24 protein-coding genes are annotated in these 26,811 nt (G+C 68.1%); 12 read left to right on the top strand and 12 right to left on the bottom strand.

Features of this window, described 5'->3' with window-relative positions; translation table 11 throughout:
• Window positions 1-51 precede the first annotated feature (51 nt).
• Both trhP and zwf read right to left on the bottom strand, forming a co-directional pair.
• A complete protein-coding gene (gene trhP, locus QSJ95_RS02185; RefSeq protein ID WP_285639610.1) occupies window positions 52-1,410 on the bottom strand; it encodes a prephenate-dependent tRNA uridine(34) hydroxylase TrhP in 1,359 nt (452 codons plus the stop codon).
• Between the two features lie 395 nt (window positions 1,411-1,805).
• A complete protein-coding gene (gene zwf / locus QSJ95_RS02190) occupies window positions 1,806-3,275 on the bottom strand; it encodes a glucose-6-phosphate dehydrogenase (protein ID WP_167361039.1) in 1,470 nt (489 codons plus the stop codon).
• A gap of 107 nt (window positions 3,276-3,382) precedes the next feature.
• Between zwf and hexR the strand changes: the two genes are divergently transcribed.
• Window positions 3,383-4,270 carry a transcriptional regulator HexR gene (gene hexR / locus QSJ95_RS02195; RefSeq protein ID WP_009614923.1) on the top strand — a complete coding sequence of 296 codons (888 nt, stop codon included), beginning with the start codon at window positions 3,383-3,385 and terminating at the stop codon, window positions 4,268-4,270.
• Between the two features lie 10 nt (window positions 4,271-4,280).
• Here hexR and QSJ95_RS02200 read toward each other — a convergent pair whose 3' ends face one another.
• Entirely contained in the window at window positions 4,281-5,054 is a 774-nt protein-coding gene (locus tag QSJ95_RS02200) for an IclR family transcriptional regulator (protein WP_285639612.1), read from the bottom strand.
• 146 nt (window positions 5,055-5,200) lie between these two features.
• On the opposite strand from QSJ95_RS02200, the gene QSJ95_RS02205 reads away from it, so the two are divergent.
• The 5 genes from QSJ95_RS02205 to QSJ95_RS02225 all read left to right on the top strand — a co-directional run bounded on the left by QSJ95_RS02205 (window position 5,201) and on the right by QSJ95_RS02225 (window position 9,020).
• Window positions 5,201-5,953, top strand: a complete 753-nt coding sequence (locus tag QSJ95_RS02205) for an ABC transporter substrate-binding protein (RefSeq protein ID WP_285639613.1) — start codon at window positions 5,201-5,203, stop codon at window positions 5,951-5,953.
• Window positions 5,954-6,008: 55 nt separating this feature from the next.
• Window positions 6,009-6,665: an amino acid ABC transporter permease gene (locus QSJ95_RS02210; protein WP_074978297.1), complete on the top strand. Its 657-nt coding sequence runs from the start codon at window positions 6,009-6,011 to the stop codon at window positions 6,663-6,665.
• Window positions 6,662-7,405 (top strand): amino acid ABC transporter ATP-binding protein, encoded by a 744-nt coding sequence (locus QSJ95_RS02215; RefSeq protein WP_285639622.1) that lies wholly within the window; start codon window positions 6,662-6,664, stop codon window positions 7,403-7,405. The genes QSJ95_RS02210 and QSJ95_RS02215 overlap by 4 nt, the downstream gene beginning before the upstream one ends.
• Window positions 7,402-8,685 (top strand): NAD(P)/FAD-dependent oxidoreductase, encoded by a 1,284-nt coding sequence (locus tag QSJ95_RS02220; protein WP_285639624.1) that lies wholly within the window; start codon window positions 7,402-7,404, stop codon window positions 8,683-8,685. Before QSJ95_RS02215 ends, QSJ95_RS02220 begins: the two co-directional genes overlap by 4 nt.
• Window positions 8,686-8,807: 122 nt before the next feature.
• The gene (locus QSJ95_RS02225; protein ID WP_285639625.1) at window positions 8,808-9,020 is read left to right on the top strand and encodes a PA3496 family putative envelope integrity protein; all 213 of its coding nucleotides are present in this window, start codon (window positions 8,808-8,810) and stop codon (window positions 9,018-9,020) included.
• On the opposite strand, the gene QSJ95_RS02230 is transcribed toward QSJ95_RS02225, so the two are convergent.
• The gene (locus tag QSJ95_RS02230) at window positions 8,974-9,909 is read right to left on the bottom strand and encodes a LysR family transcriptional regulator (RefSeq protein ID WP_276215567.1); all 936 of its coding nucleotides are present in this window, start codon (window positions 9,907-9,909) and stop codon (window positions 8,974-8,976) included. The two genes, QSJ95_RS02225 and QSJ95_RS02230, sit on opposite strands and share 47 nt — an antisense overlap.
• Before the next feature lie 235 nt (window positions 9,910-10,144).
• Between QSJ95_RS02230 and QSJ95_RS02235 the strand changes: the two genes are divergently transcribed.
• The 4 genes from QSJ95_RS02235 (at window position 10,145) to QSJ95_RS02250 (ending at window position 14,591) form a co-directional block, all read left to right on the top strand.
• Entirely contained in the window at window positions 10,145-11,560 is a 1,416-nt protein-coding gene (locus QSJ95_RS02235) for an acetyl-CoA carboxylase biotin carboxylase subunit (protein WP_009614928.1), read from the top strand.
• A gap of 16 nt (window positions 11,561-11,576) precedes the next feature.
• A complete protein-coding gene (gene oadA / locus QSJ95_RS02240) occupies window positions 11,577-13,385 on the top strand; it encodes a sodium-extruding oxaloacetate decarboxylase subunit alpha (RefSeq protein ID WP_285639627.1) in 1,809 nt (602 codons plus the stop codon).
• Between the two features lie 187 nt (window positions 13,386-13,572).
• Window positions 13,573-14,196: a c-type cytochrome gene (locus QSJ95_RS02245; RefSeq protein ID WP_009614932.1), complete on the top strand. Its 624-nt coding sequence runs from the start codon at window positions 13,573-13,575 to the stop codon at window positions 14,194-14,196.
• 56 nt (window positions 14,197-14,252) lie between these two features.
• Window positions 14,253-14,591: a zinc ribbon domain-containing protein YjdM gene (locus QSJ95_RS02250; RefSeq protein WP_009614934.1), complete on the top strand. Its 339-nt coding sequence runs from the start codon at window positions 14,253-14,255 to the stop codon at window positions 14,589-14,591.
• Between the two features lie 242 nt (window positions 14,592-14,833).
• On the opposite strand, the gene QSJ95_RS02255 is transcribed toward QSJ95_RS02250, so the two are convergent.
• The 6 genes from QSJ95_RS02255 to QSJ95_RS02280 all read right to left on the bottom strand — a co-directional run bounded on the left by QSJ95_RS02255 (window position 14,834) and on the right by QSJ95_RS02280 (window position 21,337).
• Window positions 14,834-15,352: a nucleoside 2-deoxyribosyltransferase gene (locus QSJ95_RS02255; protein ID WP_074978190.1), complete on the bottom strand. Its 519-nt coding sequence runs from the start codon at window positions 15,350-15,352 to the stop codon at window positions 14,834-14,836.
• 2 nt (window positions 15,353-15,354) lie between these two features.
• The gene (locus QSJ95_RS02260; protein WP_009614938.1) at window positions 15,355-16,437 is read right to left on the bottom strand and encodes a calcium:cation antiporter; all 1,083 of its coding nucleotides are present in this window, start codon (window positions 16,435-16,437) and stop codon (window positions 15,355-15,357) included.
• Between the two features lie 159 nt (window positions 16,438-16,596).
• Window positions 16,597-17,043: an NfeD family protein gene (locus QSJ95_RS02265; protein ID WP_285639635.1), complete on the bottom strand. Its 447-nt coding sequence runs from the start codon at window positions 17,041-17,043 to the stop codon at window positions 16,597-16,599.
• Between the two features lie 3 nt (window positions 17,044-17,046).
• Window positions 17,047-17,985, bottom strand: coding sequence for an SPFH domain-containing protein (locus QSJ95_RS02270; protein WP_009614942.1), 939 nt, complete (start codon window positions 17,983-17,985; stop codon window positions 17,047-17,049).
• A gap of 121 nt (window positions 17,986-18,106) precedes the next feature.
• Window positions 18,107-19,891, bottom strand: a complete 1,785-nt coding sequence (gene tfpB / locus QSJ95_RS02275; RefSeq protein WP_043314698.1) for a type IV pilus assembly ATPase TfpB — start codon at window positions 19,889-19,891, stop codon at window positions 18,107-18,109.
• An 84-nt stretch (window positions 19,892-19,975) separates the two neighbouring features.
• Window positions 19,976-21,337, bottom strand: coding sequence for a CYTH domain-containing protein (locus tag QSJ95_RS02280; RefSeq protein ID WP_285639638.1), 1,362 nt, complete (start codon window positions 21,335-21,337; stop codon window positions 19,976-19,978).
• A 174-nt stretch (window positions 21,338-21,511) separates the two neighbouring features.
• Here QSJ95_RS02280 and argE point away from each other — a divergent pair, with 174 nt between their 5' ends.
• Together argE and argA are read left to right on the top strand one after the other, a co-directional pair.
• Window positions 21,512-22,651, top strand: coding sequence for an acetylornithine deacetylase (gene argE / locus QSJ95_RS02285; RefSeq protein WP_285639640.1), 1,140 nt, complete (start codon window positions 21,512-21,514; stop codon window positions 22,649-22,651).
• A 122-nt stretch (window positions 22,652-22,773) separates the two neighbouring features.
• Window positions 22,774-24,072: an amino-acid N-acetyltransferase gene (gene argA, locus QSJ95_RS02290; RefSeq protein WP_285639642.1), complete on the top strand. Its 1,299-nt coding sequence runs from the start codon at window positions 22,774-22,776 to the stop codon at window positions 24,070-24,072.
• Between the two features lie 598 nt (window positions 24,073-24,670).
• Here argA and gshA read toward each other — a convergent pair.
• Both gshA and QSJ95_RS02300 read right to left on the bottom strand, forming a co-directional pair.
• Window positions 24,671-26,254 (bottom strand): glutamate--cysteine ligase, encoded by a 1,584-nt coding sequence (gene gshA / locus QSJ95_RS02295; protein WP_281685907.1) that lies wholly within the window; start codon window positions 26,252-26,254, stop codon window positions 24,671-24,673.
• A 163-nt stretch (window positions 26,255-26,417) separates the two neighbouring features.
• Window positions 26,418-26,807, bottom strand: coding sequence for a PaaI family thioesterase (locus tag QSJ95_RS02300; protein WP_009614954.1), 390 nt, complete (start codon window positions 26,805-26,807; stop codon window positions 26,418-26,420).
• Between the last annotated feature and the right edge of the window lie 4 nt (window positions 26,808-26,811).

The raw sequence follows: 26,811 nt of genomic DNA on the forward strand, positions 1-26,811 counted from the left end.
ATTGCCGCCGAAGCCCCGTTCGCGAGCAAGAACTAGGCGTCCCCCTCGTTCCTACGAAGAGCCTCCGCAACCACAACTCCCCCCACACCCCGCCTTAGCCGGCCGCTCCACCAGATCCCGCATCAGCAACCCATGATCCAGCCCCACCTCCTCCGGCACCGGCAGATACACGACGTGCCCATCGCCCGGCGCGACCTCGATGGCTTCACCACGAGCATTCTCCAGACGTTCCAGCCGCAGCGTATGGTTCCCACCCGGCGTCATGAGTTCGAGGCTGTCGCCCACCGCGAAGCGGTTCTTCACCCTTACCTCGGCGAGGTCGCCACGGCGGGCGCCAGTGAACTCCCCGACAAACTGCTGGCGCTCCGCCCGCGAGCTGCCGTACTGGTAGTTCTGATACTCGTCATGCACATGGCGGCGCAGGAAACCCTCGGTGTAGCCACGGTGGGCCAGGGACTCCAGCTCGTCCATCAGGCCACGGTCGAAGGGCCGGCCGGCCACGGCGTCGTCGATGGCCTTGCGGTAGGCCTGGGCGGTGCGCGCCACGTAGTAGTGCGACTTGGTGCGGCCCTCGATCTTCAGCGAGTGCACGCCCATCTCGGCCAGGCGCTGCACGTGCTGGATGGCGCGCAGGTCCTTGGAGTTCATGATGTAGGTGCCGTGCTCGTCCTCGTGGGCTTCCATCAACTCGCCGGGGCGGTTGCCTTCTTCCAGCAGGAACACCGCGTCGGTGGGCGCGCCTTCGCCGAGAGTGGCTTCGCGCACCAGTTGGCCCAGTTCGTCCTCCCGCGCCGGGTGCGCCTGGTATTGCCAGCGGCAGGCGTTGGTGCAGGTGCCCTGGTTGGGGTCGCGGCGGTTGATGTAGCCCGACAGCAGGCAGCGCCCGGAGTAGGCCATGCACAGGGCGCCGTGGACGAACACCTCCAGCTCCATGTCCGGGACCTTCTCGCGGATTTCGCCGATCTCCTCCAGCGACAGCTCGCGGGAGAGGATCACCCGGCTCAGCCCCTGGTCGCGCCAGAAGGCCACGCTGGCCCAGTTCACCGCGTTGGCCTGCACCGAGAGGTGGATGTTCGCCGCGGGGAAATGCTGGCGCACCAGCATGATCATCCCCGGGTCGGACATGATCAGCGCATCCGGCCCCAGGGCCAGCACCGGCTCCAGGTCGGCCAGGAAGGTTTTCAGCTTGGCGTTGTGCGGGGCGATGTTCACCACCAGGTAGAAACGCTTGCCCAGGGCATGGGCCTCGGCGATGCCGACGGCCAGGTTGGCCAGGTCGAATTCGTTGTTGCGCACCCGCAGGCTGTAGCGCGGTTGCCCGGCATAGACGGCATCGGCGCCATAGGCGAAGGCGTGGCGCATGGCTTTCAGCGAGCCGGCGGGGGAGAGCAGTTCGGGGGCTTGGAGCATGGCGTGGGGACGGTTGTGGATAAAACGCCGCACTCTAGCGGGGGCGGGGGTTTGGTGCCCTGAGCGGGGTCAATGTTGCTGGTGGGCTTTTTGTAGGAGCGAGCTTGCTCGCGAATGAGGTTTCCAGGTGGCCCCGGTGTTTCGGTTTGACTCCGCTCCCTCTCCCCAGCCCTCTCCCTGAAGGGAGAGGGGGCTAGTCCGTGCCGAGAGGAGGAGTGATTTCAGTTGGAAACCTTCGGTGCTGCCGGCTGATTCCAGAACATCCAGTTCTGCCCAACGGTCCCCTCTCCCTTCAGGGAGAGGGTTAGGGAGAGGGCGCTCTCCAGGTCAAGCGCCGAGACTGCCGGCGAAGCCCCGTTCGCGAGCAAGCTCGCTCCTACACAAAAAGCTCAACCTCACTCCAACCACCGCCGCCCCTGCAGCTCCAGCAACATCTGCGCCTGCTCCGGCCCGTTGCTGCCGGCGGGGTAGGGGCGCGGACGCTGGTAGTGCTCCTGCCAGCCGGCGATGATCGGGTCGATCCAGCGCCAGGCGGCCTCCACCTCGTCGCGGCGCATGAACAGCGTCGAGTCGCCCTGGATCACGTCCAGCAGCAGGCGCTCGTAGGCGTCCCAGCGGCGCTTGCCGGGGCTGGCCGTCTGCGCCAGGTTCAGGTCCAGCTCGGCCGGTTCCAGGCGCATGCCCTTGCCGGGGGTCTTGGTCATCAGCTGCAGGCTGATGCGCTCCTCCGGCTGCAACCTTATCCACAGGCGGTTGGCCGGGCCGCTGCCGTCGCCTATCAGCGCATGGGGCACCGGCTTGAACTGGATGACGATCTCCGAGCACTTCTTCGCCATGCGCTTGCCGGTGCGCAGGTAGAAGGGCACGCCGGCCCAGCGCCAGTTGTCGATCTCGGCGCGCAGGGCGACGAAGGTCTCGGTGTCGCTGTCGTTGTCCACGTTCTTCTCGAACCAGTAGGCCGGCACCTCCTGGCCGCCGATCCGCCCGGCGCCGTACTGGCCGCGCACGGTGCGGTCCTGCACGTCGAGGCCGCCGATCGGGCGCAGGGCCTGGAGTATCTTCAGCTTCTCGTCGCGCACCGACTCGGCGTCGAAGTGCACCGGCACCTCCATGGCCACCAGGCACAGCAGCTGCAGCAGGTGGTTCTGCACCATGTCGCGCATGGCCCCGGCGTGGTCGTAGTAGGCGCCGCGGTTCTCCACGCCGAGGGTCTCGTTGACGCTGATCTGCACGTGGTCGACGTAGGCGCTGCGCCACAGCGGCTCGAACAGGGTGTTGGCGAAGCGCAGGGCCAGCAGGTTCTGCACCGTCTCCTTGCCCAGGTAGTGGTCGATGCGGAACACCCGCGACTCGTCGAACACCTGGCCGATGGCCTGGTTGATCGCCCGCGCCGACTCCAGCGAATGGCCCAGCGGCTTCTCCAGCACGATGCGCGTGTTCGGCCCGGCGAGGCCCGCGACCTTGAGGTTCTGCGCGATGGGCGCGAAGAGGTCCGGGGCGGTGGCCAGGTAGTGCACCAGCACGCGCTCGTGGCCGAACTTCAGGCGCTGGCGCAGGCGGCTGAAGTCGGCGCTCTGCGAGGCGTCCATGGCCAGGTAGTCCAGGCGCGTGGCGAAGCTCTGCCAGTCGGCGACGCTGAAGTCGGCCCGCGCGACCTGCGCCCGGCAGTGCCGCTCGGCCAGCGCCAGGTAGGCCTCCTGCGAGCGCTGGCTGCGGGCCAGGGCGAGGATGCGGGTGTCGGCCGGCAGGCGCTCCTCGCGGTGCAGGTGGTAGAGCGCCGGCAGCAGCTTGTGCAGCGCCAGGTCGCCGGTGCCACCGAACACCAGAATGTCGCAGGAAAGGGGAAATGCGGAAGTTTCGGACATCATCAGGTACTGCTCCACCACTTATTGCCTGGGCGTGACCACCTGACTTGTAGTATAACTACAAGCAGACTACATCCCTTCCGCCGATCATAGCCGAGTCCAGCCCAGTGAACCTGTTGCAGCACATTGCCCAGTCGCGTCATCTGCTTCGCAAGTCGGAACTCAAGGTCGCCGATCACGTGATGCAGGACCCCGCCTCGGTCATGCACAGCTCCATGGCCGACCTCGCCCACGGGGTGGGCGTCAGCGAGCCGACCATCGTGCGCTTCTGCCGCGCCATCGGCTGCACCGGCTTCCAGGACCTCAAGCTGAAGCTGGCGCAGAGCCTGGCCGCCGGCGCCAGCTTCGGCCAGTTCGCGATCAGCGAAAGCGACTCGGTCACCGACTTCAGCCTGAAGATCTTCGACACCACCCTGCACTCGCTGATGGAAGTGCGCGAGAAGCTCGACACCCACGCCCTGGAGCGCGCCATCGCCGCCATCGCCCACGCCCAGCGCGTGGAGTTCTACGGCTTCGGCGCCTCCGGCGCGGTGGCCGCGGATGCCCAGCACAAGTTCTTCCGCCTGCTGCTCTCGGCCGCGGCCTATTCCGACCCGCACATGCAGGCGATGTCGGCGGTGACCCTCAAGCCCAGCGACGTGGCCATCTGCATCTCGCAGTCCGGCCGCTCCAAGGACCTGCTGGTGACCGCCAACCTGGTCCGCGAGGCCGGCGCCACCCTCATCACCCTGTGCCCCAGCCAGACCCCGCTGGCCGACCTGGCCACGGTGAACCTGGCGGTGGACGTCCACGAAGACACCGACATCTACACCCCGCTGACCTCGCGCATCGCCCACCTGGTGGTGATCGACGTGCTGGCCATGGGCGTGGCCATGGCCCGCGGCCCGGACCTGGTCAACCACCTCAAGAGCGTCAAGCGCAGCCTGCGCAGCCTGCGCCTGTCGCCCAAGGTGGTGAAGAGCCACGAGGAGCCGCGCCCGGAAGAGACGTCCTGAGGCACCTGCCTCAGAGCGCGCGGATCGAAGTGCGGATCGCCCGCGCGCACTCGATCACCGCCGGCGCCAGCTTGCGCTCGGCATCTTCCCGGCTCCAGCGGCTGGTCGGCGCCACCACGTGGACGGCGGCCACCGGCTGGCCGCGGCTGTCGAGGATGGGCGCGGCGATGCTCATGTCACCCAGGAACATCTCTTCCGCATTCACCGCATAGCCCTTGCTGCGCGCCGTGCGCACGGTCTCGAGGATCGCCTCGACGTCGGTCAGGGTGTTCTGCGTCAGGCGCTGCGGCTCGCTGCGTCGTAGCATTTCCGCGGCCTCCTCGTCGTCCAGGCCGCTGAGGTAGGCGCGGCCGCAACCGGTGCAGTACATCGGGATGCGGCTGCCGATGGGCATGTGGATGGGGATGAACTTGGGCGCCACGAAGCGCGCCACGTAGACCATGTCCAGGCCGTCGGGCTCGGTGAGGTTGGTGGTTTCCCCGGTGATCTGCGACAGCTCGGCCAGGAAGGGGTTGGCCACGTCCACCAGGGTGTCCGCGGCCAGGTAGTTGTAGCCGATCTCCATGACCTTCGGCGTCAGCTGGAAACGCCGCGTCTGCTCATGCTTGCGCAGGTAGCCCAGCGCTTCGAGGGTGTGCACCATGCGCTGCGCCGAACTCTTGTTGATCCCCGCTGCCTCGGCCACTTCCGCCAGGCTCATGGTGCGCCGGCGCGCATCGAAGGCGCGCAGCACCGCCAGGCCCTTCTCCAGCGACTGATTGAACAGCAGGCTCCCTTCAGGCATTTTTGTCTTCTCAGTATCGATATTCGATACTTATAAATCTCTTTGCGATTTTTGTAAATTGAATATATCGTCCGAATCGCCTCCTGCCGATCCAGAGGTACCCACACGCACAACCACAACAATGAGCGTCCACTGGGAGACCCACCATGCATCAGAGCATCCGTGCCTTCGTTCTCGCCTGCGCCGCCTCGGCGCTGTTCGCCGGCCCCGCCGCGGCCGAGACTCTCAAGGTCGGCGCCACCTCCACCGGCGTCCCCTTCACCTTCCTCGACATCCAGAGCCAGAGCATCCAGGGGATGATGGTCGACACCGTGGAAGCGGTGGGCAAGGCCGCCGGCTTCGACACGCAGATCCAGCAGACCAACTTCGCCGCGCTGATCCCCTCGCTGACCTCCGGGAAGATCGACCTGATCTCCGCGGCCATGCTCAAGACGCCGCCGCGGGAAAAGGTCGTGCAGTTCTCCGACCCGGTGTTCTCCTATGGCGAGGGCCTGGTGGTGCGCGCCGACGACAGCGGCGCCTATACCCGCATGGACGACTTCAAGGGCGAGGTGGTCGGCGCCCAGGTTGGCACCGTGTTCCTCGACGAGCTGAACAAGCGCGGCATCTTCAAGGAAGTGCGCGGCTACGACTCCATCAATGACCTGCTCCGCGACCTGGCCCTGGGCCGCATCAAGGCGGCCTTCGCCGACCAGCCGGTGCTGGCCTACCAACTGGCCAAGGGCGGCCAGTCCAAGGTGCGCCTGGTCCGCGACTACCAGCCGGTGATCCACGGCGACGTCAGCCTGGTGCTGCGCAAGGACGACCCGGCGCTGCTGCAGCGCGTCAACCAGGGCATCGCCAGCATCCGCGCCGACGGCACCCTGCAGCGCATCCGCGCCAAGTGGAACCTCGACTGATCCGTCGCCGCCCGCGCCCGTGGGCGGCGCCTTCGCGCTCTACCAGGTAATCGCCATGTTTCTTCAGAACGCCATGGATTTCCTGCCCATCCTGCTCAAGGGGGCGGTGATCACCCTGCAGGTCACGGCGGCGTCCTTCCTGCTCAGTTCGCTGATTGGCCTGGCCCTTGCGTTGATGATGGTTTCCCGCTACCGCGCCCTGGCGCTGGCCGGAACCACCGTCGTCAACGTCATCCGCGGCCTGCCGATCATCGTCCAACTGTTCTACATCTATTTCGTCCTGCCGGATTTCGGCGTCCAGCTCAGCGCCTTCCAGGCCGGGGTGATCGGCCTGGGCATCGCCTACTCGGCCTACCAGGCGGAGAACTTCCGCGCCGGCATCCAGGCCATCCACCAGGGGCAGATCGAGGCCGCCGAGTCCCTCGGCATGCGCGGCGCCATGGTGATGCGCCGGGTGGTGCTGCCGCAGGCCTTCCGCATCGCCCTGCCGCCCTACGGCAACACCCTGGTGATGATGCTCAAGGACTCCTCGCTGGTCTCCACCATCACGGTCGCGGAGATGACTCGCGCCGGCCAGCTGATCGCCTCCTCGACCTTCGAGAACATGACCGTCTACACCCTGGTGGCGCTGCTCTACCTGGCCATGAGCCTGCCGCTGTCGTTCGCCCTGCGCCGCCTCGAGGCGCGTATCGGCCGGAGGAGCAAGCGATGATCCGCATCCGCGACCTGCACAAGAGCTACGGCGACGTGGCGGTGCTCGAAGGCATCGACCTGAGTGTCGACAGCGGCGAGGTGGTGTGCCTGATCGGCCCGTCCGGTTCCGGCAAGTCCACGCTGCTGCGCTGCATCAACGGCCTGGAGGACTACCAGGGCGGCGAGGTGCTGGTGTCCGACGCCAAGGTCGACCGGCACGCCGGCAGCATCCATGCCATCCGCACCCAGGTGGCCATGGTGTTCCAGCGTTTCAATCTGTTCCCCCACCGCAACGTGCTGGAGAACGTGATGGAAGGCCCGGTCTACGTGAAGAAGGAGCCGGTTCGCGAAGTACGCGAGCGGGCCCTGGCGCTGCTCGACAAGGTCGGCCTGGTGCACCGTGTCGAGGCCTACCCCGACGAACTCTCCGGCGGCCAGCAGCAACGCGTGGCCATCGCCCGCGCGCTGGCCATGCAGCCCAAGGCGATTCTCTTCGACGAGCCGACCTCGGCGCTCGACCCCGAACTGGTCGGCGAGGTACTGGGCGTGATGCGCCGCCTGGCCGACGAGGGCATGACCATGATCGTGGTCACCCACGAGATGGGCTTCGCCCGCGAAGTGGCGGACAAGGTGTGCTTCCTGCACAGCGGCCGCATCGTCGAGGAAGGGCCGCCGCAACAGGTGCTGGGGGCGCCGCAGCATCAGCGCACCCGGGACTTCCTCAGGCGCCTGCTGGAACCGTCGGGGGTGCAGGCATGAGCGTCGCGCCACGCCACCTGCCCCAGTCCCTGTGGGCAGCCAGCGCCACGCCGGCGCAAGCGACGCCGCCCCTGCAGGGCGAGCTGGAAACGGATGTCGCCATCGTTGGGGCCGGCTTCACCGGCCTGTCCACCGCCCTGCACCTGGCGGAGCTGGGCATACGCGCCTGCGTGCTGGATGCCGGCGAGCCGGGCTGGGGCGCTTCGGGGCGCAACGGTGGCCAGGTCATCCCGGGGCTGAAGTTCGACCCGGAGCAATTGTTGGCGAAATTCGGTGAGCAGGGGGAATACCTGTGCGAAGTGGCGGGAAGCGCCGCCGACGAGGTGTTCAACCTGATCCAGCGCCACGGCATCGACTGCGATGCCACCCGCAAGGGCTGGATCCAGCCGGCGGCATCACCGGCGGCGCTGCGTGGCATCGAGCAGCGCGCCGAGCAATGGCGCCGGCGCGGCGTGCCCGTGGAACTGCTGGACCGTGAGGCGGTGGCCCGGCGCATCGGCAACGAACATTACCTCGGCGCCTGGGTCGATCCGCGCGCCGGCAGCGTGCAGCCGCTGAGCTTCGTGCGTGGCCTGGTGCGCGCGGCTCTCGCCGCTGGGGCGCGGGTACATGGCCACAGCCCGGTGCTGAGCCTGCAGCGCCAGGCCGGACGCTGGCAGTTGGAGTTGGCCTGTGGTGCGCGGGTACGCGCGGAAAAGGTGCTGCTGGCGACCAATGGCTACACCGATGGCCTGTGGCCGGGCCTGCGCCGCACCTTGATCGCGGCGAACAGCTTCATCATCGCCACCCGGCCGCTGTCGCCGGAGCTTGCGGCGAGCGTGCTGCCCGGCGGCGAGGTCTGTTCGGATGCCCGGCGCCTGCTGCTCTACTTCAAGCGTGACGCCCAGGGCCGCCTGTTGCTGGGGGGGCGAGGGCCGTTCAGCGAACCCTCCGGCGACGGCGACTGGAGCCATCTGCAGCGATCCCTGGCGCAGCTTTATCCACAGCTGGCCGGGGTGCCCATCGAGTACCGCTGGAGTGGCCGGGTGGCGCTGACCCAAGATTTCCTGCCGCACCTGCACGAACCGGCGCCGGGGTTGTCGACGCTGCTGGGCTACAACGGCCGCGGCGTGGCCATGGCCACCACGCTGGGCCGGCATATGGCGCTGCGCCTGGCCGGGCGCGGCGAGCGCTTCCCGCTGCCGCCGGCGCCGCTGAAGCCGATCCCGCTGCATGGCCTGCAGCGGCTCTACCTGGGCGCGGCCATCGCCTGGTACCGCTGCCTGGACGCGTTGTTCTGAGGGATGCCCGGAGGGCGCCGACCACTCGTCGGCGTCACCGGCGCTTCACCGCCGCGCCCTCAAATTGTCATCCGTTGTCCGCATCCTGGCGTCTCCAGCCCTTCGGCCTTGGGAGATGCGAGATGCAACGCCATATCGACAACACCCAGCACCTGGACAGCAAGACCCGCCGCAAGCTCGAGGACCAGCGCCGCATGCAGTTCCGCCGGGCCATCGAGGAGCGCCTCGAAGCGCAACGCCTCGACCGCGAGATGTCCGACTATCCCGACCTGATCGCCGCCAACTACCTCAAGTCTGCGCGGGCGTCGGTGAAAAGCGCTCGGCCAGCTGGCTGATCAGCGCGCGTTCCTCGCGGATGAAGGCGACGAACGCCTGGGCCACCGGGCTCAGGCGCTTGCCGCGGGCGTGCACCAGGCACCAGCTGCGGTAGAGCGGCAGTTCCTCCACCGGCAGTTCGCGCAGCAGCCCGGCGCGCAGTTCGCGACTCACCGCGTGGCGCGGCAGGAGGGCCAGGCCGAGGCCGGCCAATACCCCTTCCCGTGAGCCTTCCAGCGAGGCGAATTCCAGTGTCTGCGGGAAGTGCGCGCGCTTCTGCTGGAAGTGTTCCTCGCAGGCCTTGCGCGTGCCCGAACCGGGCTCGCGAATCAGCAGCGGCCAGGATTCCAGGTCCTTCAGCGACAGCTTGGCGGCGCTGCACAGCGGGTGGTCGGGCGGCGCCACCGCGACGATCGGGTTGTTCAGGAAGGGCAGGAATTCCAGGGCCATGTCCTGCGGCACCAGGGACATGATCACCAGGTCGTCGCGGTTGTCCGACAGGCGCTTGATCACCTGGGCGCGGTTGACCACGGTGAGGTGCAGGCTGACGTCCGGGTGCTGCTTCTGGAAGGCGGCGAACAGGTGCGGGGTGATGTACTTGGCGCTGGACTCCACCGCCAGGCGCAGCTGGCCCTGCAGCGAGCCCTTGAGGTCGGAGAGCTGCATGTCCAGCACTTCCAGGCGCTGGAAGATGTCGGTGCTGGCGCGCAGCAGGGCGTCGGCGGCGTCGGTCTGGTAGAGCTTCTTGCCGATGTACTCGAACAGCGGCTGGCCGACCAGTTCCTCCAGCTGGCGGATCTGCAGGCTGACCGCCGGCTGCGTCAGCGCCATTTCCTCCGCGGCGCGGCTGTAGGAACGGCTCTCGCACACCGCACGGAACACCTGCAGTTGGCGAAGTGTCATTCGCATCAAGGACTTACGCATTCGCACCGGCTCCCGCACGGGTCAGTTCGCTCGACTATAAGTCAAAAATTATGGCTATCCCAATAAATATTGATTTTGGGTAATCCTCGATCCCGCGTAGGGTAAAAAAACGCCGGAACCCTGCTCCGGCATTGCGCCGAACCGCCGCGGATCGCTCCGCGGCGGATTGCCGATTGGTTCAAGTGCCGGGTCCACGAGCCCCGGTCGAGGGAAACCGCAAGTGATCAAGAAAATCCTGATCGCCAACCGTGGGGAGATCGCTGTCCGCATCGTGCGTGCCTGCGCCGAGATGGGCATCCGTTCGGTGGCCGTCTACTCCGACGCCGACCGCCACGCCCTGCACGTGAAGCGCGCCGACGAGGCGCACAGCATCGGCGCCGACCCGCTGGCCGGCTACCTCAACCCGCGCGCTCTGGTGAACCTGGCGGTGGAAACCGGCTGCGACGCCCTGCACCCGGGCTACGGCTTCCTCTCCGAGAACGCCGAGCTGGCGGAAATCTGCGCCGAGCGCGGCATCAAGTTCATCGGCCCGTCGGCGGAAGTGATCCGCCGCATGGGCGACAAGACCGAGGCGCGGCGCAGCATGATCGCCGCCGACGTGCCCTGCACCCCGGGCACCGAGGGCAACGTCGCCGACCTCGCCGAGGCGCTGTCCGAGGCCGAGCGCATCGGCTACCCGGTGATGCTCAAGGCCACCTCCGGCGGCGGCGGCCGCGGCATCCGCCGCTGCAACAGCCGCGAGGAGCTGGAGCAGAACTTCCCCCGCGTCATCTCCGAGGCCACCAAGGCCTTCGGCAGCGCGGAAGTGTTCCTCGAGAAGTGCATCGTCAACCCGAAGCACATCGAGGCGCAGATCCTCGCCGACTCCTTCGGCAACACCGTGCACCTGTTCGAGCGCGACTGCTCGATCCAGCGCCGCAACCAGAAGCTCATCGAGATCGCCCCCAGCCCGCAGCTGACCCCCGAGCAGCGCGCCTACATCGGCGACCTGGCGGTGCGCGCGGCCAAGGCCGTGGGCTACGAGAACGCCGGCACCGTGGAGTTCCTGCTCGCCGATGGCGAGGTGTACTTCATGGAGATGAACACCCGGGTGCAGGTGGAGCACACCATCACCGAGGAAATCACCGGCATCGACATCGTCCGCGAGCAGATCCGCGTGGCCTCCGGCCTGCCGCTCTCGGTCAAGCAGGAAGACATCCAGCACCGCGGCTATGCCCTGCAGTTCCGCATCAACGCCGAGGACCCGAAGAACAACTTCCTGCCCTCGTTCGGCAAGATCACCCGCTACTACGCGCCCGGCGGCCCCGGCGTGCGCACCGACACGGCGATCTACACCGGCTACACCATCCCGCCGTACTACGACTCCATGTGCCTGAAGCTGATCGTCTGGGCACTGACCTGGGAAGAGGCCCTGGACCGCGGCCTGCGCGCCCTGGACGACATGCGCGTGCAAGGCGTGAAGACCACCGCGCCCTACTACCAGGAAATCCTCAAGAACCCGGAGTTCCGCAGCGCCCAGTTCAACACCAGCTTCGTCGAAAGCCATCCGGAGCTGACCCAGTACTCGATCAAGCGCAACCCGTCGCACCTGGCCATCGCCATCGCTACCGCCATTGCCGCCCACGCTGGCCTGTAGGGGAAGGATTCAGAACATGAGCAAGAAAATTTCCGTTACCGATACCATCCTGCGCGACGCGCACCAGTCGCTGCTGGCCACCCGCATGCGCACCGAGGACATGCTGCCGATCTGCGACAAGCTCGACAAGGTCGGCTACTGGTCGCTGGAAGTCTGGGGCGGCGCCACCTTCGACGCCTGCGTGCGCTTCCTCAAGGAAGACCCGTGGGAGCGCCTGCGCAAGCTCAAGGCCGCGCTGCCCAACACCCGCCTGCAGATGCTCCTGCGCGGGCAGAACCTGCTGGGCTACCGCCACTACAGCGACGACGTGGTGCGCGCCTTCGTGGCCAAGGCCGCGGTCAACGGCATCGACGTGTTCCGCATCTTCGACGCGATGAACGACGTGCGTAACCTGCGCGTCTCCATCGAGGCGGTGAAGGCCGCCGGCAAGCACGCCCAGGGCACCATCTGCTACACCACCAGCCCGGTGCACACCATCGACGCCTTCGTCGCCCAGGCCAAGGCCATGGCGGCCATGGGCGTGGATTCCATCGCCATCAAGGACATGGCCGGCCTGCTGACCCCCTACGCCACCGGCGACCTGGTCAAGGCCCTGAAGGAAGCCCTGCCCCTGGAAGTGGTGGTGCACTCCCACGACACCGCCGGCGTGGCCAGCATGTGCCAGCTCAAGGCCGTGGAGAACGGCGCCGACCGCATCGACACCGCCATCTCCAGCATGGCCTGGGGCACCAGCCACCCGGGCACCGAGTCGATGGTCGCGGCGCTGCGCAACACCCCCTACGACACCGGCCTGGACCTGGAGCTGATTCAGGAAGTCGGCATGTACTTCCACGCCGTGCGCAAGAAGTACCACCAGTTCGAGAGCGAATTCACCGGCGTGGACACCCGCGTGCAGGTCAACCAGGTGCCCGGCGGCATGATCTCCAACCTGGCCAACCAACTGAAGGAGCAGGGCGCCCTCAACCGCATGGCCGAAGTGCTCGAAGAGATCCCGCGGGTGCGCGAGGACCTGGGCTTCCCGCCCCTGGTCACCCCGACCTCGCAGATCGTCGGCACCCAGGCGTTCTTCAACGTGCTGGCCGGCGAGCGCTACAAGACCATCACCAACGAGGTGAAGCTGTACCTGCAGGGCCGCTACGGCAAGGCCCCGGGGCAGATCAACGAGCAACTGCGGCGCCAGGCCATCGGCAACGAGGAAGTCATCGACGTGCGCCCGGCCGACCTGATCAAGCCCGAGCTGGACAAGCTGCGCGGCGAGATCGGCGCGCTGGCCAAGTCCGAAGAGGACGTGCTGACCTACGCCATGTTCCCGGACATCGGCCGCAAGTTCCTCGAGGAACGCGAGGCCGGCGCGCTGAAGCCCGAGGAGCTGCTGCCGATCCCCAGCGGCGCCGGCGTGGCCGCGGCCGGCGGCGAAGGCGTGCCGACCGAGTTCGTGGTCGACGTGCACGGCGAGAGCTACCGCGTGGACATCACCGGCGTCGGCGTGAAGACCGACGGCAAGCGCCACTTCTACCTGTCCATCGACGGCATGCCCGAGGAAGTGGTGTTCGAGCCGCTCAACGAGTTCATCGGTGGCGGCGGCAACAAGCGCAAGCACGCCAGCGCGCCGGGCGACGTCAGCACCACCATGCCGGGCAACATCGTCGACGTGCTGGTGAAGGAAGGCGACAGCGTGAAGGCCGGCCAGGCCGTGCTGATCACCGAAGCCATGAAGATGGAAACCGAGGTGCAGGCGCCCATCGCCGGCACCGTCAAGGCGATCCACGTAGCCAAGGGTGACCGCGTCAACCCGGGCGAGGTGCTGATCGAGATTGAAGGCTGACCGACGGACAGACGGGTCTCAAGGTTCAGTCCCCGGGGGAGCACGATGCTCCCCCTTTTTTTGCCTTTGCGAAAGCCATCACCTTCCGGCGCGGCCGGCTCGCCGCTTCATTGACCTGCATCCAGGCTCTTCGCCGCGCGCACGCCTATAAACGGCAGGCCGCAGGCCGAGTTCCGGGGAGGAGGCGATGCGTTTCGCGATTGCTCTGCTGTTGACCGTCAGTTGTACCGCCCTGGGCGACGAGGCCGCCCAGGCGCGCTTCGACGCCATCATGGCCGACCCCGCCAAGCGCGAGCAGGCCTATGCCGCCGGCCACGAGCGCATCGTGCTGTGCCGCAACTGCCACGGCGACGACGGCAACAGCCGGCGCGACTACATCCCGAACCTGGCCGCGCAGGCCCCGGGCTACCTGTTCACTGCCTTCGAGCGCTACGCCAGCGGGCAGCGCAGCGACTTCGTGATGAACCAGGCGGCCCGGATGCTGAGCCTCGACGAGCGGGTGAACATCGCCGTGTACTACAGCCAGCAGCAGGTGCTGCCGCGCCAGGGCGCGGTGGACGATGCGCTGCGCGCCAGGGGCGAGGCGCTGTTCGGGCAGGTCTGCGTGGCCTGCCATGGCCCGCAGGGGCTCGGCCAGCAGGGCGTGCCGCGTATCGCCGGGCAGCCGGCGACCTACCTGCAGCGGACGCTGGAGGCCTACCGCGACAAGGATCCGCGCCGCGCCGGCTCGACCATGCTGGCGGTGGCGTCGCAGCTGCAGGCCGGGGATATCGAGGCGCTGGCGGCCTACCTGCAGCAATTGCACCCCTGAGGCGGGCAAATCCTTATATAATGCACGGTCTTTTCCCACCGTCAGTGATAGAGACCATGAGCCTGCCACCCTGCCCCAAATGCAATTCCGAATACACCTACGAGGACGGCGCGCTGCTGGTCTGCCCGGAATGCGCCCATGAATGGTCGGCCGATGCCGCCGTCGAAGGCGAGGGCGATGCCAAGGTGATCAAGGACGCCGTCGGCAACGTGCTGCAGGACGGCGACACCGTCAGCGTGATCAAGGACCTGAAGGTCAAGGGCTCGTCCCTGGTGGTCAAGGTCGGCACCAAGGTGAAGAACATCCGCCTGGTGGACGGCGACCACGACATCGACTGCAAGATCGACGGCATCGGCGCCATGAAGCTGAAGTCGGAGTTCGTGAAGAAGGTCTGAGCCACCTCGGCTTTTGTAGGCGCGGATTCATCCGCGATCGCCGCGCACGGGCCCGGCCGATCGCGGACGGAGTCCGCTCCTACGGTTCCAGGATGCACGGCTTTTCGTAGGATGGGTTGAGCTTGCGAAACCCATGCGGTCACGGTGATGGGTATCGCTTCGCTCAACGCCATCCTACGAAAAAGCGCCTCGGCGCAGTCGCGTAGGAGCGGGCCCTGCCCGCGAATCGCGCGCAGCGCGCGCTATTCCGCCGGCTGCAGGTCCTGGCGCAGCAGCTCCAGCGCCTCGCGCGGGCCGCCGGAGACGATCTGGGTGGGCACCGCCAGCATCAGGTTCAGCGGCAGGCCGAAGGCTTCCAGGACGTTGCCGTCGCGGTCGCGGCCGGGCTGCTGGCCGAGCCATTCCGGGTACTTGCGGCGCATGCGCTCGACGTAGCTGCCGGCGTCCGGCAGGTAGCCGTACAGCGGCTTGCCCAGGGCCGCGGCGTAGCCGACCTCGAAGCAGGTGCCGCTGTCCGGCTCGCTGCCGCGGAACGACGCCAGGTTGGCCAGCACGCAGTCGGCCTCGGCGATCAGGCGCAGGTTGGCGCGGTAGATCCAGATCGCCTGCTGGTGCGGCTCGGTGATTTCCGCCGGCACCTGGACGTCCAGCGGGAACAGCCCCTCGAACCCGTATTCCGCGCACAGCGCCTTGAGCTGCGCGCCGTGCCCGGCGGCGTCGGGGCGGAACACGTCGGGGCCGGCGAGGTAGATCTTCAGCATGGTCACAACCCCATGAACGACAGCATCAGGAAGGTAGCGAAGAGCACGAAGTGAGTCATGCCCTCGATGGCGTTGGTCTTGCCGTCGTGCAGGTTGAAGCCCGCCACTATCAGGGTGATGAACATCATGCCGGTCTGCAGCGGCGTCATCGCCATCTGGATCGGCTGGCCCTTGAACAGCGCCAGGGCCTCGATCACCGGCACGGTGAGGATCACCGTGGACAGCGAGGCGCCCAGGGCGATATTGACCACCGGCTGCATGCGGTTGGCCAGCGCGGCGCGCAGCGCGGTGAGGATTTCCGGACTGGCGGAGATGGCCGCCACCAGCAGCGCCGGGACGATCGGCGGCACGCCGCTGCCTTCCAGGCTGACGTCCAGGGCCTTGGACATGACCTCGGCCAGCGCGCCGATCAGCACCACCCCGGCCACCAGCAGGGCCATGGACTGGCGCGTGCTGCCGTGGGCCTCGTGGCCGTGCTGCTGCTCGCCGTGCACCGCGTAGTTGTAGGCGAAGAAGTAGCTGTGCTGGCCGGTCTGCATGCGCAGGAACAGGCCGTAGAGCATGACCATGCAGCCGATGGTGAACAGCGAGTAGAGCTTCCACTGCGCCGCCGGGATCAGCTCCGGGACCACCATGGAGATGCCCACCGCGGTGAGGATCATGGTCACGTAGGTCTTGCCCGAGTCGTCGTTGTACGACTGCTCGCCGTGCTTCAGGCCGCCGAGCAGCGCGGCCAGGCCGAGGATGCCGTTCATGTCCAGCATCACCGCGGCGTAGATGGTGTCGCGGGCCAGGGTGGGGGAGTGGTTGTGGCCCATCATGATGGCCAGGATGACCACCTCCACCAGCACCGCGGCGAGGGTCAGGATCATGGTGCCGTAGGGCTCGCCGACTTTCTCCGCGAGGATCTCGGCGTGGTGCGCCACGCGCAGCGAGACGCTGATGATCGAGGCCAGCAGGACAGTGGCGGCCACCCCGGCCAGGGCCTTGCCGCCTTCGAGCAGGCTGTGTTCCAGGGGGTAGACCAGCACCGCCAGGAGCAGGGCGAGGAGGAGGAATTTCTCGTCTTTGAGCAGGCGCAGCATCGTCGGGGGACATCCGTTCCATGGGATAGAGGCGCCCATCTTAGGCCTTGCCCGGGGCCTTGCCCACCGTCGCCGGGGCGCAGACACCTATGAGGTTATCCGCCGTTTGGCGCGCGCTTCGGGGTCGGCCGAAACGCCGGGCCGACCTGCCGCGTTACCTCAGGCCGGCTCGACCAACAGCACCGTGCCATCCTGCCCGGTGACCTTCACCTGGGCGCCGGCCGGCAGGTCCGGGCCGCTGACCAGCCACAGGCTGTCGCCGACGCGGATCTTGCCGCGGCCGCCGATGATGGCGTCGTGCAGGGCGAACTGCCGTCCGACCAGCTCGCTGCCGCGGCGGTTCAGGCCGCTGGCGGCTTCGCCGGCGCCCGGGCGGTGCTGGTAGCGCCACCAGAACACCACGGTGAGCAGCGCCAGGATGCCGAAGGCGAGGAACTGCCAGGTCCAGGCCAGGGCCGGGGCGAAGAAGGCGAGCACGCCGGTGGCCGCGGCGGCGATGCCGATCCACAGCAGGTAGCCGCCGGCGCCGAACACCTCGAGGATCAGCAGCAGGGTGCCGAAGGCCAGCCAGTCCCAGAAGCTCAGGTGCTGCAGGTAATCCCACATGGCTCAGCCCCGGCCCTTGGCGCCGGGCGCCCCGTCGCCGAAGGTGGCCTTGACGATCTCGCCGATGCCGCCCACCGCGCCTATCACCTGGCTGGCTTCCAGCGGCATCAGCACTATCTTGCTGTTGTTCGAGGCGGCCAGCTGGCCGAGGGCGTCGACGTATTTCTGCGCGACGAAGTAGTTCACCGCCTGCACGTTGCCGCTGGCGATGGCCTCGGAGACCACCTGGGTAGCCCGCGCCTCGGCCTCGGCCTGGCGCTCGCGGGCCTCGGCCTCGAGGAAGGCGGCCTGGCGCTGGCCTTCGGCCTTGAGGATCTGCGCCTGCTTTTCGCCCTCGGCGGTGAGGATTTCCGCGGCGCGCTTGCCTTCGGCATCGAGGATCTGCGCGCGCTTGAGGCGCTCGGCCTTCATCTGGCTGGCCATGGCCTCCACCAGGTCGGCCGGCGGGCTGATGTCCTTGATCTCGATGCGGGTGACCTTCAGGCCCCAGGGCGCGGTGGCCTCGTCGACGGTGCGCAGCAGGCGTTCGTTGATGGCGTCGCGCTGGCTGAGCATGTGGTCCAGCTCCATGGAGCCGAGCACGGTGCGGATGTTGGTCATCACCAGGTTGCGGATGGCGTTCTCCAGGCCGCTGACCTCGTAGGCCGCGCGCGCCGCGTCGACCACCTGGTAGAAGCACACCGCGTCGATCTGCACGATGGCGTTGTCGGCGCTGATGGCCTCCTGCGGGGGGATGTCCAGCACCCGCTCCATCATGTTGATCTTCTGCCCGATGCGGTCCATCACCGGGACGATGATGTTCAGCCCCGGCTTGAGGGTGCCGGTGTAGCGGCCGAAGCGTTCCACCGTCCACTCGTTGCCCTGGGGCACCACCTTGAAGCCCATGAACACGATCGCCACCGCGAGGATGACGAAGAGGATCAGGACACTGCCGGTTTCCATTTGCTGCACTCCTTGGTCGATTGGGACTTCCGTGGCGCCCGGCTCCCAAAGGAGCGGGGCGGCGGGAAAAGCTAACCCTTTCCCGTGTCATCCCGCGAGCCCTGTCGGGCTCGGAGATTTCCTATTTCTGCTCGCTCTGCGGCGTCACCCGCAGTACTTCCTCAATGGTGGTCAGGCCCGCGGCGACCTTCTGCGCGCCGGACAGGCGCAGGCTGCGCATGCCTTCCTTGAAGGCCTGGCGGCGCAGCGGGATGAGGTCGGTGTCGGCGGTGATCTGTTCCTTCAGGCTGTCGGTCAGCAGCATGATCTCGTACACCCCGGCGCGGCCGCGGTAGCCGGTGTCGCGGCATTCCAGGCAGCCCACCGCCTGCTGCGCGCCGGTGGGCAGCGGGGCGTTCCAGGGCCGCGTCAGCTCCTGCCAGTCGCTCTCCTCCAGCTCCAGCGGCGCCTTGCAGTGCGGGCACAGGGTGCGCACCAGGCGCTGGGCCATGACGCCGAGCACGGTGGCGCGGATCAGGTAGTAGGGCACGCCCAGTTCGAGCAGGCGGGTGATGGCCGTGGGCGAGTCGTTGGTGTGTAGGGTGGAGAGCACCAGGTGCCCGGTCAGCGCCGCCTGGATGGCCATCTCGGCGGTCTCCAGGTCGCGGATCTCGCCGACCATGATGATGTCCGGGTCCTGCCGCAGCAGGGCGCGCACGCCGCTGGCGAAGGTCAGGTCGATGTTGTGCTGCACCTGCATCTGGTTGAACGAGGGCTCGATCATCTCGATCGGGTCCTCGATGGTGCAGACGTTCACCTCGTCCGTGGCCAGCTGCTTGAGCGTGGTGTAGAGGGTGGTGGTCTTGCCCGAGCCGGTGGGGCCGGTGACCAGGATGATGCCGTTGGGCTGGTTGGTCATGCTCTGCCAGCGGCGCAGGTCCTCGGGGGAGAAGCCCAGCTGGTCGAAGCTCTTGAGCAGCACCTCGGGGTCGAAGATCCGCATCACCATCTTCTCGCCGAAGGCGGTGGGCAGGGTCGACAGGCGCAGTTCCACCTCGGCGCCGTCCGGGGTCTTGGTCTTCACCCGGCCGTCCTGGGGCTTGCGCTTCTCGGCGACGTTCATGCGGCCGAGGGACTTCAGGCGGCTGACCACCGCCATGGTGACCTGCGGCGGGAACTGGTAGACGTTGTGCAGCACGCCGTCGATGCGGAAGCGCACCGTGCCCTGCTCGCGCCGCGGCTCGATGTGGATGTCGCTGGCGCGCTGCTGGAAGGCGTACTGGAACAGCCAGTCGACGATGGTGACGATGTGCGCATCGTTGGCGTCCGGCTCCTGGTCGCTGGCGCCCAGGTTGAGCAGTTGCTCGAAGTTGCCCACGCCGCTGGTCTTCATGTCCTGGGCGGAGGCGCCGCTGACCGACTTGGCCAGGCGGTAGAACTCGGTGGTGAAGCGCTGGATGTCCTGCGGGTTGCACACCACGCGCTTGATCGGGCGCTTGAGCACGTGGGTCAGGTTGCCTTCCCAGCTGTGCACGAAGGGCTGGGCGCTGGCGATGGTGACGCTGTCCGGCGCCACGGCCACGGCGAGGATCCTGTGGCGCTGGGCGAAGGCGTAGGACATCAGCGGGGTGACCGCGGCGACGTCGATCTTCAGCGGGTCGATGCGCAGGTAGGGCTGGCCGGAATACTCGGCCAGCCAGTGCACCAGGGCGTCGAGGTCCAGGTGGCGGCCGGGGCGGTGCTGGTCCGGCACCTGCTGGGCGGCGAGGAATTCCAGGGGGTGCTGCTGGTTCTTCACCGCGCTGCGGCGGATCGCCAGGCACTGCTCGGCGTCGCTCTGCGCGACGCGGCCCTGGGCGACCAGCTCGTGGAGGATATCGGCCAGGTCAAGCCAGCGATCCTGGGCGGGCGAAGCGAAGACGGACATTCGGACTCCCTGCGTTCGTGTGTGCCGCGGACGGCTGCGGGTGGAGCTGGTCTGAGTCCGGCCCGCGCCGTCGGGTTCCCCAGCTTATTTCAAAAGCGCCTTCCAGGGTTTGAGGGTCAGCACAGTATGGGCCTGGGCGGCGAGGGCATCCAGGTCCGCGCTGTCGCGCCGGTGCAGGGCCTGTTCCAGCTTGGCCAGCTCGCCGTAGAGGCGGTCGGCCTCGGGCAGGTCGAGCACGCCGCGGGCCAGGCGCAGCCACACCAGCAGGCGTTGCAGGCGCGGCAGTTGTTCGGCGAGTAGTTCCGGCTGCTGCTGGGCGCGGGCCAGGGGCAGGCCCTCGGCCTCCTCGGCGAGCAGGCGCGGCAGCCATTTGCCCAGGGCCGCGGCGCCCTGGCGGTCGCCGCGCTCGTTGCGGCCTTCCTGCCAGGCGCGGGCCAGCAGCCAGCGCGAGGCTTGTAGGGAGAACAGGCCCCAGCGCGTCTGGCCGAGTTCGCCGCGGAAGGCTTCCGGCGCCTGCTGGCGCGCGGCTTCGTCGGCTTCGCCCTGTTCGATGCGCGGGCGCCAGTCGCCGATCAGCGCGTCCAGCGCGGCGCGCAGCTCGCGGCTGCTGGCGCGCGGCGCGGCCTGGCCGAGGCTGCCGAGCAGGGCGCGCAGGTCCACCAGCTGCTGCAGCCACTCTTGCAGCAGGCGCCAGTGGCCGTTGAAGCGGTACTGCTCGGCCAGGCGCTGGCTGCTGCCCAGCAGCGACCAGGCGATGGCGGCGAAGGCGCCGTCCAGCGGGGTTTCCGCCAGCAGCTTCTGGGTGTCCGGGTGCACCGTGTAGCTGGCCGGGTCGAACAGCCGGTAGCCGCGCTCGGCCTTGCTGATGTCGCAGGGCATCAGCGGCAGGTCGGCGGCCAGCTCGGCGGCCAGTTCCAGCAGCGCCGCGGGTTCGCCCTGGCGCAGTTCCAGCTCCAGCTCGCAGATTTCCTCTTCCTGCTGGTCGGCGACGACCTTGCCCAGGTCGAGGGCGGCTTCGATCGCCACCTTGGTCTTGCCGCGGCCCCAGGCGATCTCGGCGCGCTGGCGGGTGAAGTCGGTGCTGAAGATCGGCTGCAGCTGCTGCTTGTCGAGGTCGGCCAGGGCCGCCGGCCAGCAGGAGTCGTCGAGCTTGCCCAGGTCCAGTTCGGGCTTGTCCAGGTACCAGTCCCACTCGTTGCGCTCGGACAGCCCGGCGACGCTGTGGCCGCGGCTCTTCAGCGTCTGGATGTACTGCTCGCCGTCGCGGCGCAGGCGCAGCGCGACCTTGGCCCGGGCCAGGTCGCGGCCGGGGGTGTCGTAGTACTGGTTGTACAGCTCGCTCTGCTGCCAGCCGGACTTGTTGCGCTTCTTCAGCAGCGGGTGGTCGCGCAGCGCCTCGAGGGTCTGGCGGCTGGCGCGCAGCTTGATTTCGGTTTCTTTCTGCATGGCGGAGTCCGGGAAGGAAAGGGTAGACGGGCCCGCAGGGCTTGGCGCGGGAGCGTTCGTCGAAGCCCGCTAGTGTACAGGACCGCGTCGCCGCGCCGCTGTTCCACGCGACAGCGGCGGTTCAATTGCACGCCATCCTGGGCCATGATGGGTACAACGCTTCCGGAGACGCCCATGCCCCTGCCGAGCCTGAAAGACCGTTTCGCCCAGTTGCTCGCCCTGCCGTCGGTGAGCTGTACCCAGCCCGCCCTGGACCAGTCCAACCGCCCGGTGGTGGAGCTGCTGGCCAACTGGCTGGGCGACCTGGGCTTCGCCTGCGAATTGCAGGAGATCGCCCCGGGCAAGTTCAACCTGCTGGCGAGCCTGGGCAGCGGCCCCGGCGGCCTGGTGCTGGCCGGGCACACCGACACCGTGCCCTACGACGAATCGCTGTGGAAAAGCGACCCGCTGCGCCTGGACGAGCGCGACGGCCGCTGGTACGGCCTGGGCAGCTGCGACATGAAGGGCTTCTTCGCCATCGCCATCGAGGCGCTGCTGCCGCTGCTGGACAAGCCCCTGCGCCAGCCGCTGCTGATCCTCGCCACCTGCGACGAGGAAAGCTCCATGGCCGGCGCCCGCGCCCTGGCCGAGGCCGGCCGGCCGCTGGCGCGCGCCGCGGTGATCGGCGAGCCCACCGGGTTGCGGCCGATCCGCCTGCACAAGGGGGTGATGATGGAGCGCATCGACATCCTCGGGCAGAGCGGCCATTCTTCCGACCCGAGCCTCGGCCACAGCGCCCTGGAGGCCATGCACGCGGCCATCGGCGAGCTGCTGGCGCTGCGCGCGCAGTGGCAGAAGGAGTTCGACAACCCGCAGTTCGGCGTGCCGCAGCCGACGCTGAACCTGGGCTGCATCCACGGCGGCGACAACCCCAATCGCATCTGCGGCCAGTGCGCCCTGGAGTTCGACCTGCGGCCGCTGCCGGGGATGGACCCGCAGGCTCTGCGCCGGGCCATCGGCGAGCGCCTGCAGCCCCTGGCCGAGCGCTTCGCGGTGCGCCTGGACTACCAGCCGCTGTTCCCCGCCGTGCCGCCCTTCGAGCAGGCCGCGGACAGCGAGCTGGTACGCCTGGCCGAGCGCCTCAGCGGGCATTCGGCGGAAGCGGTAGCCTTTGGCACCGAAGCACCGTATCTTCAGCAGCTTGGTTGCCAGACCCTGGTCCTGGGCCCCGGCGACATCGCCTGCGCCCACCAGCCGGACGAACATCTGGAACTCGCTCGCATCCCGCCGACCGTGGAACTGCTGCGCGGCTTGATCCAGCATTATTGCCTGTAACCGCCCTGAAGAGGAGAAACCCGTCGATGTGCATGCGACGACGATAACCGCCGCTCCCGCCGCCCTTGCCGGCCATTCGCACTCGACGACCCTTCATCGCCCGCTCACAGGCCACCTGGACAATGCAAGACTACGTCACCTGGTTACGTCACGCTTCTCCCTACATCAACGCCCACCGGGACTGCACCTTCGTGGTCATGCTGCCCGGCGAGGGTGTGGAAGACCCGAACTTCGGCAACATCGTCCACGACCTGGTGCTGCTGCACAGCCTGGGCGTGCGCCTGGTGCTGGTCCACGGCTCGCGCCCGCAGATCGAGGCGCGCCTGGCCCAGCGCGGCCTGGCGCCGCGCTTCCACTGCGACCTGCGGGTGACCGACGCGCCCACCCTGGAATGCGTGATCGACGCCGTGGGCAGCCTGCGCATCGCCATTGAGGCGCGGCTGTCCATGGACATGGCCGCCTCGCCCATGCAGGGCGCGCGCCTGCGCGTGGCCGCGGGCAACCTGGTCACGGCGCGGCCGATCGGCGTGGTCGAGGGCATCGACTACCACCATACCGGCGAGGTGCGGCGCATCGACCGCAAGGGTATCGGCCGCCTGCTCGACGAGCGCTCCATCGTGCTGCTCTCGCCGCTGGGCTACTCGCCCACCGGGGAAATCTTCAACCTCGCCTGCGAGGACGTGGCCATGCGCGCGGCCATCGAGCTGGACGCCGACAAGCTGATCCTGTTCGGCGGCGAGCGCGGCCTGCTCGACGAGGACGGCAAGCTGGTCCGCGAACTGCGCCCGCAACAGGTGCCGGCGCACCTGCAGCGCCTGGGCAACAGCTACCAGGCCGAGCTGCTCGACGCCGCCGCCCAGGCCTGCCGCGCCGGGGTGCGGCGCAGCCACATCGTCAGCTACACCGAGGACGGCGCGTTGCTCAGCGAGCTGTTCACCCGCACCGGCAACGGCACCCTGGTGGCCCAGGAGCAGTTCGAGCAACTGCGCGAGGCGGGCATCGAGGACGTCGGCGGCCTGCTGGAGCTGATCCGCCCGCTGGAAGAGCAGGGCATCCTGGTGCGCCGTTCGCGCGAGGTGCTGGAGCGCGAGATCGAGCAGTTCAGCATCGTCGAGCGCGAGGGGCTGATCATCGCCTGCGCGGCGCTGTACCCGATCGCCGATTCCGACGCCGCCGAGCTGGCCTGCCTGGCGGTCAACCCGGAATACCGCCACGGCGGGCGCGGCGACCAGCTGCTGGAACGCATCGAGAAGCGCGCCCGGGCCCTGGGCGTGAAGACCCTCTACGTGCTCACCACCCGCACCGCCCACTGGTTCCGCGAGCGCGGCTTCCAGCCCAGCAGCGTCGAACGCCTGCCGGCGGCGCGGGCGTCGCTGTACAACTACCAGCGCAATTCGCAGGTGTTCGAGAAGAGCCTGTAGTTCAACGCCCTCTGCCTTTCGTAGCGGATCTTATCCGCGAATCGCGCCGGTGGTTCCGGCTATCGCGGACAAGGTCCGCTCCTACGGGGGAGGAATACCGTGCTTCCCGGCACAACCTGTAAGCGGGCCCTGCCCGCGAATCGCGCGCAGGGCGCGCTCCTACAGGGAATGGTGTGGGCGGGGCGGCGTAGCGGATCTCATCCGCGAATCGCGCCGGGGCGTCCGGCTATCGCGGACAAGGTCCGCTCCTACGGGGGAGGAATACCGTGCCTCCCGGCACAACCTGTAGGAGCGGGCCCTGCCCGCGAATCGCGCGCAGGGCGCGCTCCTACAGGGAGTGGTGCGGGTGGGGCGGCGTAGGAGCGGATCTTATCCGCGAATCGCGCCGGGATGTCCGGCTATCGCGGACAAGGTCCGCTCCTACGGGGGAGGAATATCGTGCTTCCCGGCACAACCTGTAGGAGCGGGCCCTGCCCGCGAAATCGCGCGCAGGGCGCGCTCCTTACAGGGGAATGGTGTGGGCGGGGCGGCGCGGATCTTATCCGCGAATCGCGCCGGGACGTCCGGCTATCGCGGGCAAGGTCCGCTCCTGCGGGGCTTAAACGCCGATCACCCCGAGGATGCTCGCCTGGTAGGCCGCCACGAAGGTGTCGAAATCCCCTTCCGGCTGGCGTTCCAGTTCCTCTTGTTCGGCCAGGGAGATCTTCGCCATGGCCTCGAAGGCTTCCTGCTCGATGGCCGGCAGCGGTTGGGCGAGGGTTTCCGCGTGTTCGCGGCTCTTGCGCAGGGCGAAGGCGGTGAAGCTTTCGCCGCGCTCGCGCATTTCCGCCAGGACCTGCGCGGACGGCGTGCGCTCCGGATCGGCTACCTTCTCGCGCTGTTGCGCCAGGCTCTGCGCATGGGCGTCGCCGCCGGTGGCGCGGTCGAGCAGTTCGGCGATGGGCGCGATGCGTTCCAGCAGTTCGCTGGCCCAGACCTGCAACGGCACGGTCTGCCCGCCACGCTGCAGGTGCAGCCCCGGGCGGCGGCCTTCCTTGACCACCTTGAGGAAGTTGCTGGTGGCCGCGCCGCATTCGCCGTCGGCCAGCAGCGGGCTGTCCTGCAACGCGCAGTAGAGCAGGAAGGCGTCGAGGAAGCGGCCCTCGGCGGCGTCGATGCCCAGCGGCAGGAAGGGGTTGATGTCCAGGCAGCGCGCCTCGACGTACTGCACGCCGCGCGACTCCAGGGCCTGGATCGGCCGCTCGCCGCTGTAGGTCACGCGTTTCGGGCGGATGCTGGAGTAGTACTCGTTCTCGATCTGCAGCACGTTGGTGTTCAGCTGCACCCACTCGCCATCCTGCTTGGTGCCGATCTTCTGGTAGGGCGGGTAGGGCGTGCCCACCGCGCTGCGCAGGCTCTCGACGTAGCTTTCGAGGTCGTTGTAGCAGGGCGTCAGGCCGGCCTGGGCGTTGTTCTGGTAGCCCAGGTCGCTCATCCGCAGGCTGGTGGCCCAGGGCAGGTACAGGGTGTGCTCGTCGAACTGCTGCAACTGGTGCGGGCGGCCGCGCAGGAAGCCGGCGTCCAGCGCCGGCGAAGCGCCGAACAGGTACATCAGCAGCCAGCTGTAGCGGCGGAAGTTGCGGATCAGGGCGATGTAGTGCGCCGACTGGAAGTCGCGCAGCGCCATGCCGCCGTCCTCGTGGCGCTGCAGCAGCTGCCACAGCCCCTCGGGCAGGGAGAAGTTGTAGTGGATGCCGGCGATGCACTGCATGGTCTTGCCGTAGCGCAGCGCCAGGCCCTTGCGGTAGACGTACTTGAGGCGGCCGATGTTGGAGCTGCCGTAGCGCGCGATCGGGATGCTCTCTTCGTCAGGCAGCTCGCAGGGCATCGACGGGCTCCACAGCAGCTCGCCGTCCAGGCGCTGGCTGGCGAAACGGTGGATGCTCTCCAGGGACGCCAGGGTCTGCTCGACGCCGGTGCTGGTGGGGGTGATGAACTCCAGCAGCGCCTCGGAATAGTCGGTGGTGATCTGCGGGTTGGTCAGGGCCGAGCCCAGGGCCTTGGGGTGCGGGCTCAGGGCCAGCCGGCCGTTGCCGTCGACGCGCAGGCACTCGCGCTCGATGCCGTGCAGACACTGGCTGAGCAGGGGCAGGTTGGCAGCGTCGCCGAGCAGCGCCAGGCGGCGGGAGAGTAGGTCGCTCAATTTGATGTCCTTCACGCGGCAGTCGCCCCACTATGGGGGTGGACCGGGCGGTCTACAAGGGGGTGGGCGGCCGGCGTTGTCGCCTGGCGGGCTGCGACTCACCGGAGCCCGCGTGGCGCGCGGGCTGCCGATGGTCAGGATAGAGCAGGAAAGGGGCTCGGGCTTACAGCTGGGCGAAGGTGCCTTGTCCCTTGGCGACCAGCTTGTCGCCCTGGAGCACGTCGGCCTCCACCACCAGCGTGCGGCGCCCGGCGTGCAGGACCTTCGCCACGCAGCGCACCTCGCCTTCGGCGACGGCGCGTATGTAGTTGATCTTGCATTCCAGGGTGACGCTCTGGCGGTCGAAGCCATGGGCGCTGGAGCAGGCCAGGCCCATGGTCACGTCCATCAGCGAGAAGATCGCCCCGCCGTGCATCACGTTGCCGCGGTTGCGCAGGTGCTCGGCCATCTTCAGGCTCACTTCGGCCTCGCCATCGCCCAGGCGCACCGGCTCAAGGCCGATGTTCTCGCTGAAGGCGCTGATCATGACGTCGCGGCTGGGCATCTCGCTCATGGGG

The organism is Pseudomonas sp. NBRC 100443 (assembly GCF_030268185.1).
GTDB classification, from domain to species: Bacteria; Pseudomonadota; Gammaproteobacteria; order Pseudomonadales; family Pseudomonadaceae; genus Pseudomonas; species Pseudomonas citronellolis.

Coding starts and splice junctions, on each gene's coding strand:
- oadA (WP_285639627.1), top strand. CDS start 11,577: ATGAGCAAGAAAATTTCCGTTACCGATACCATCCTGCGCGACGCGCAC.
- QSJ95_RS02280 (WP_285639638.1), bottom strand. CDS start 21,337: ATGCAGAAAGAAACCGAAATCAAGCTGCGCGCCAGCCGCCAGACCCTC.
- QSJ95_RS02270 (WP_009614942.1), bottom strand. CDS start 17,985: ATGGAAACCGGCAGTGTCCTGATCCTCTTCGTCATCCTCGCGGTGGCG.
- QSJ95_RS02200 (WP_285639612.1), bottom strand. CDS start 5,054: ATGCCTGAAGGGAGCCTGCTGTTCAATCAGTCGCTGGAGAAGGGCCTG.
- QSJ95_RS02220 (WP_285639624.1), top strand. CDS start 7,402: ATGAGCGTCGCGCCACGCCACCTGCCCCAGTCCCTGTGGGCAGCCAGC.
- QSJ95_RS02260 (WP_009614938.1), bottom strand. CDS start 16,437: ATGCTGCGCCTGCTCAAAGACGAGAAATTCCTCCTCCTCGCCCTGCTC.
- QSJ95_RS02205 (WP_285639613.1), top strand. CDS start 5,201: ATGCATCAGAGCATCCGTGCCTTCGTTCTCGCCTGCGCCGCCTCGGCG.
- QSJ95_RS02210 (WP_074978297.1), top strand. CDS start 6,009: ATGTTTCTTCAGAACGCCATGGATTTCCTGCCCATCCTGCTCAAGGGG.
- QSJ95_RS02255 (WP_074978190.1), bottom strand. CDS start 15,352: ATGCTGAAGATCTACCTCGCCGGCCCCGACGTGTTCCGCCCCGACGCC.
- zwf (WP_167361039.1), bottom strand. CDS start 3,275: ATGTCCGAAACTTCCGCATTTCCCCTTTCCTGCGACATTCTGGTGTTC.
- QSJ95_RS02245 (WP_009614932.1), top strand. CDS start 13,573: ATGCGTTTCGCGATTGCTCTGCTGTTGACCGTCAGTTGTACCGCCCTG.
- argE (WP_285639640.1), top strand. CDS start 21,512: ATGCCCCTGCCGAGCCTGAAAGACCGTTTCGCCCAGTTGCTCGCCCTG.
- tfpB (WP_043314698.1), bottom strand. CDS start 19,891: ATGTCCGTCTTCGCTTCGCCCGCCCAGGATCGCTGGCTTGACCTGGCC.
- QSJ95_RS02265 (WP_285639635.1), bottom strand. CDS start 17,043: ATGTGGGATTACCTGCAGCACCTGAGCTTCTGGGACTGGCTGGCCTTC.
- QSJ95_RS02225 (WP_285639625.1), top strand. CDS start 8,808: ATGCAACGCCATATCGACAACACCCAGCACCTGGACAGCAAGACCCGC.
- trhP (WP_285639610.1), bottom strand. CDS start 1,410: ATGCTCCAAGCCCCCGAACTGCTCTCCCCCGCCGGCTCGCTGAAAGCC.
- QSJ95_RS02230 (WP_276215567.1), bottom strand. CDS start 9,909: ATGCGAATGACACTTCGCCAACTGCAGGTGTTCCGTGCGGTGTGCGAG.
- QSJ95_RS02250 (WP_009614934.1), top strand. CDS start 14,253: ATGAGCCTGCCACCCTGCCCCAAATGCAATTCCGAATACACCTACGAG.
- QSJ95_RS02215 (WP_285639622.1), top strand. CDS start 6,662: ATGATCCGCATCCGCGACCTGCACAAGAGCTACGGCGACGTGGCGGTG.
- argA (WP_285639642.1), top strand. CDS start 22,774: ATGCAAGACTACGTCACCTGGTTACGTCACGCTTCTCCCTACATCAAC.
- QSJ95_RS02300 (WP_009614954.1), bottom strand. CDS start 26,807: ATGAGCGAGATGCCCAGCCGCGACGTCATGATCAGCGCCTTCAGCGAG.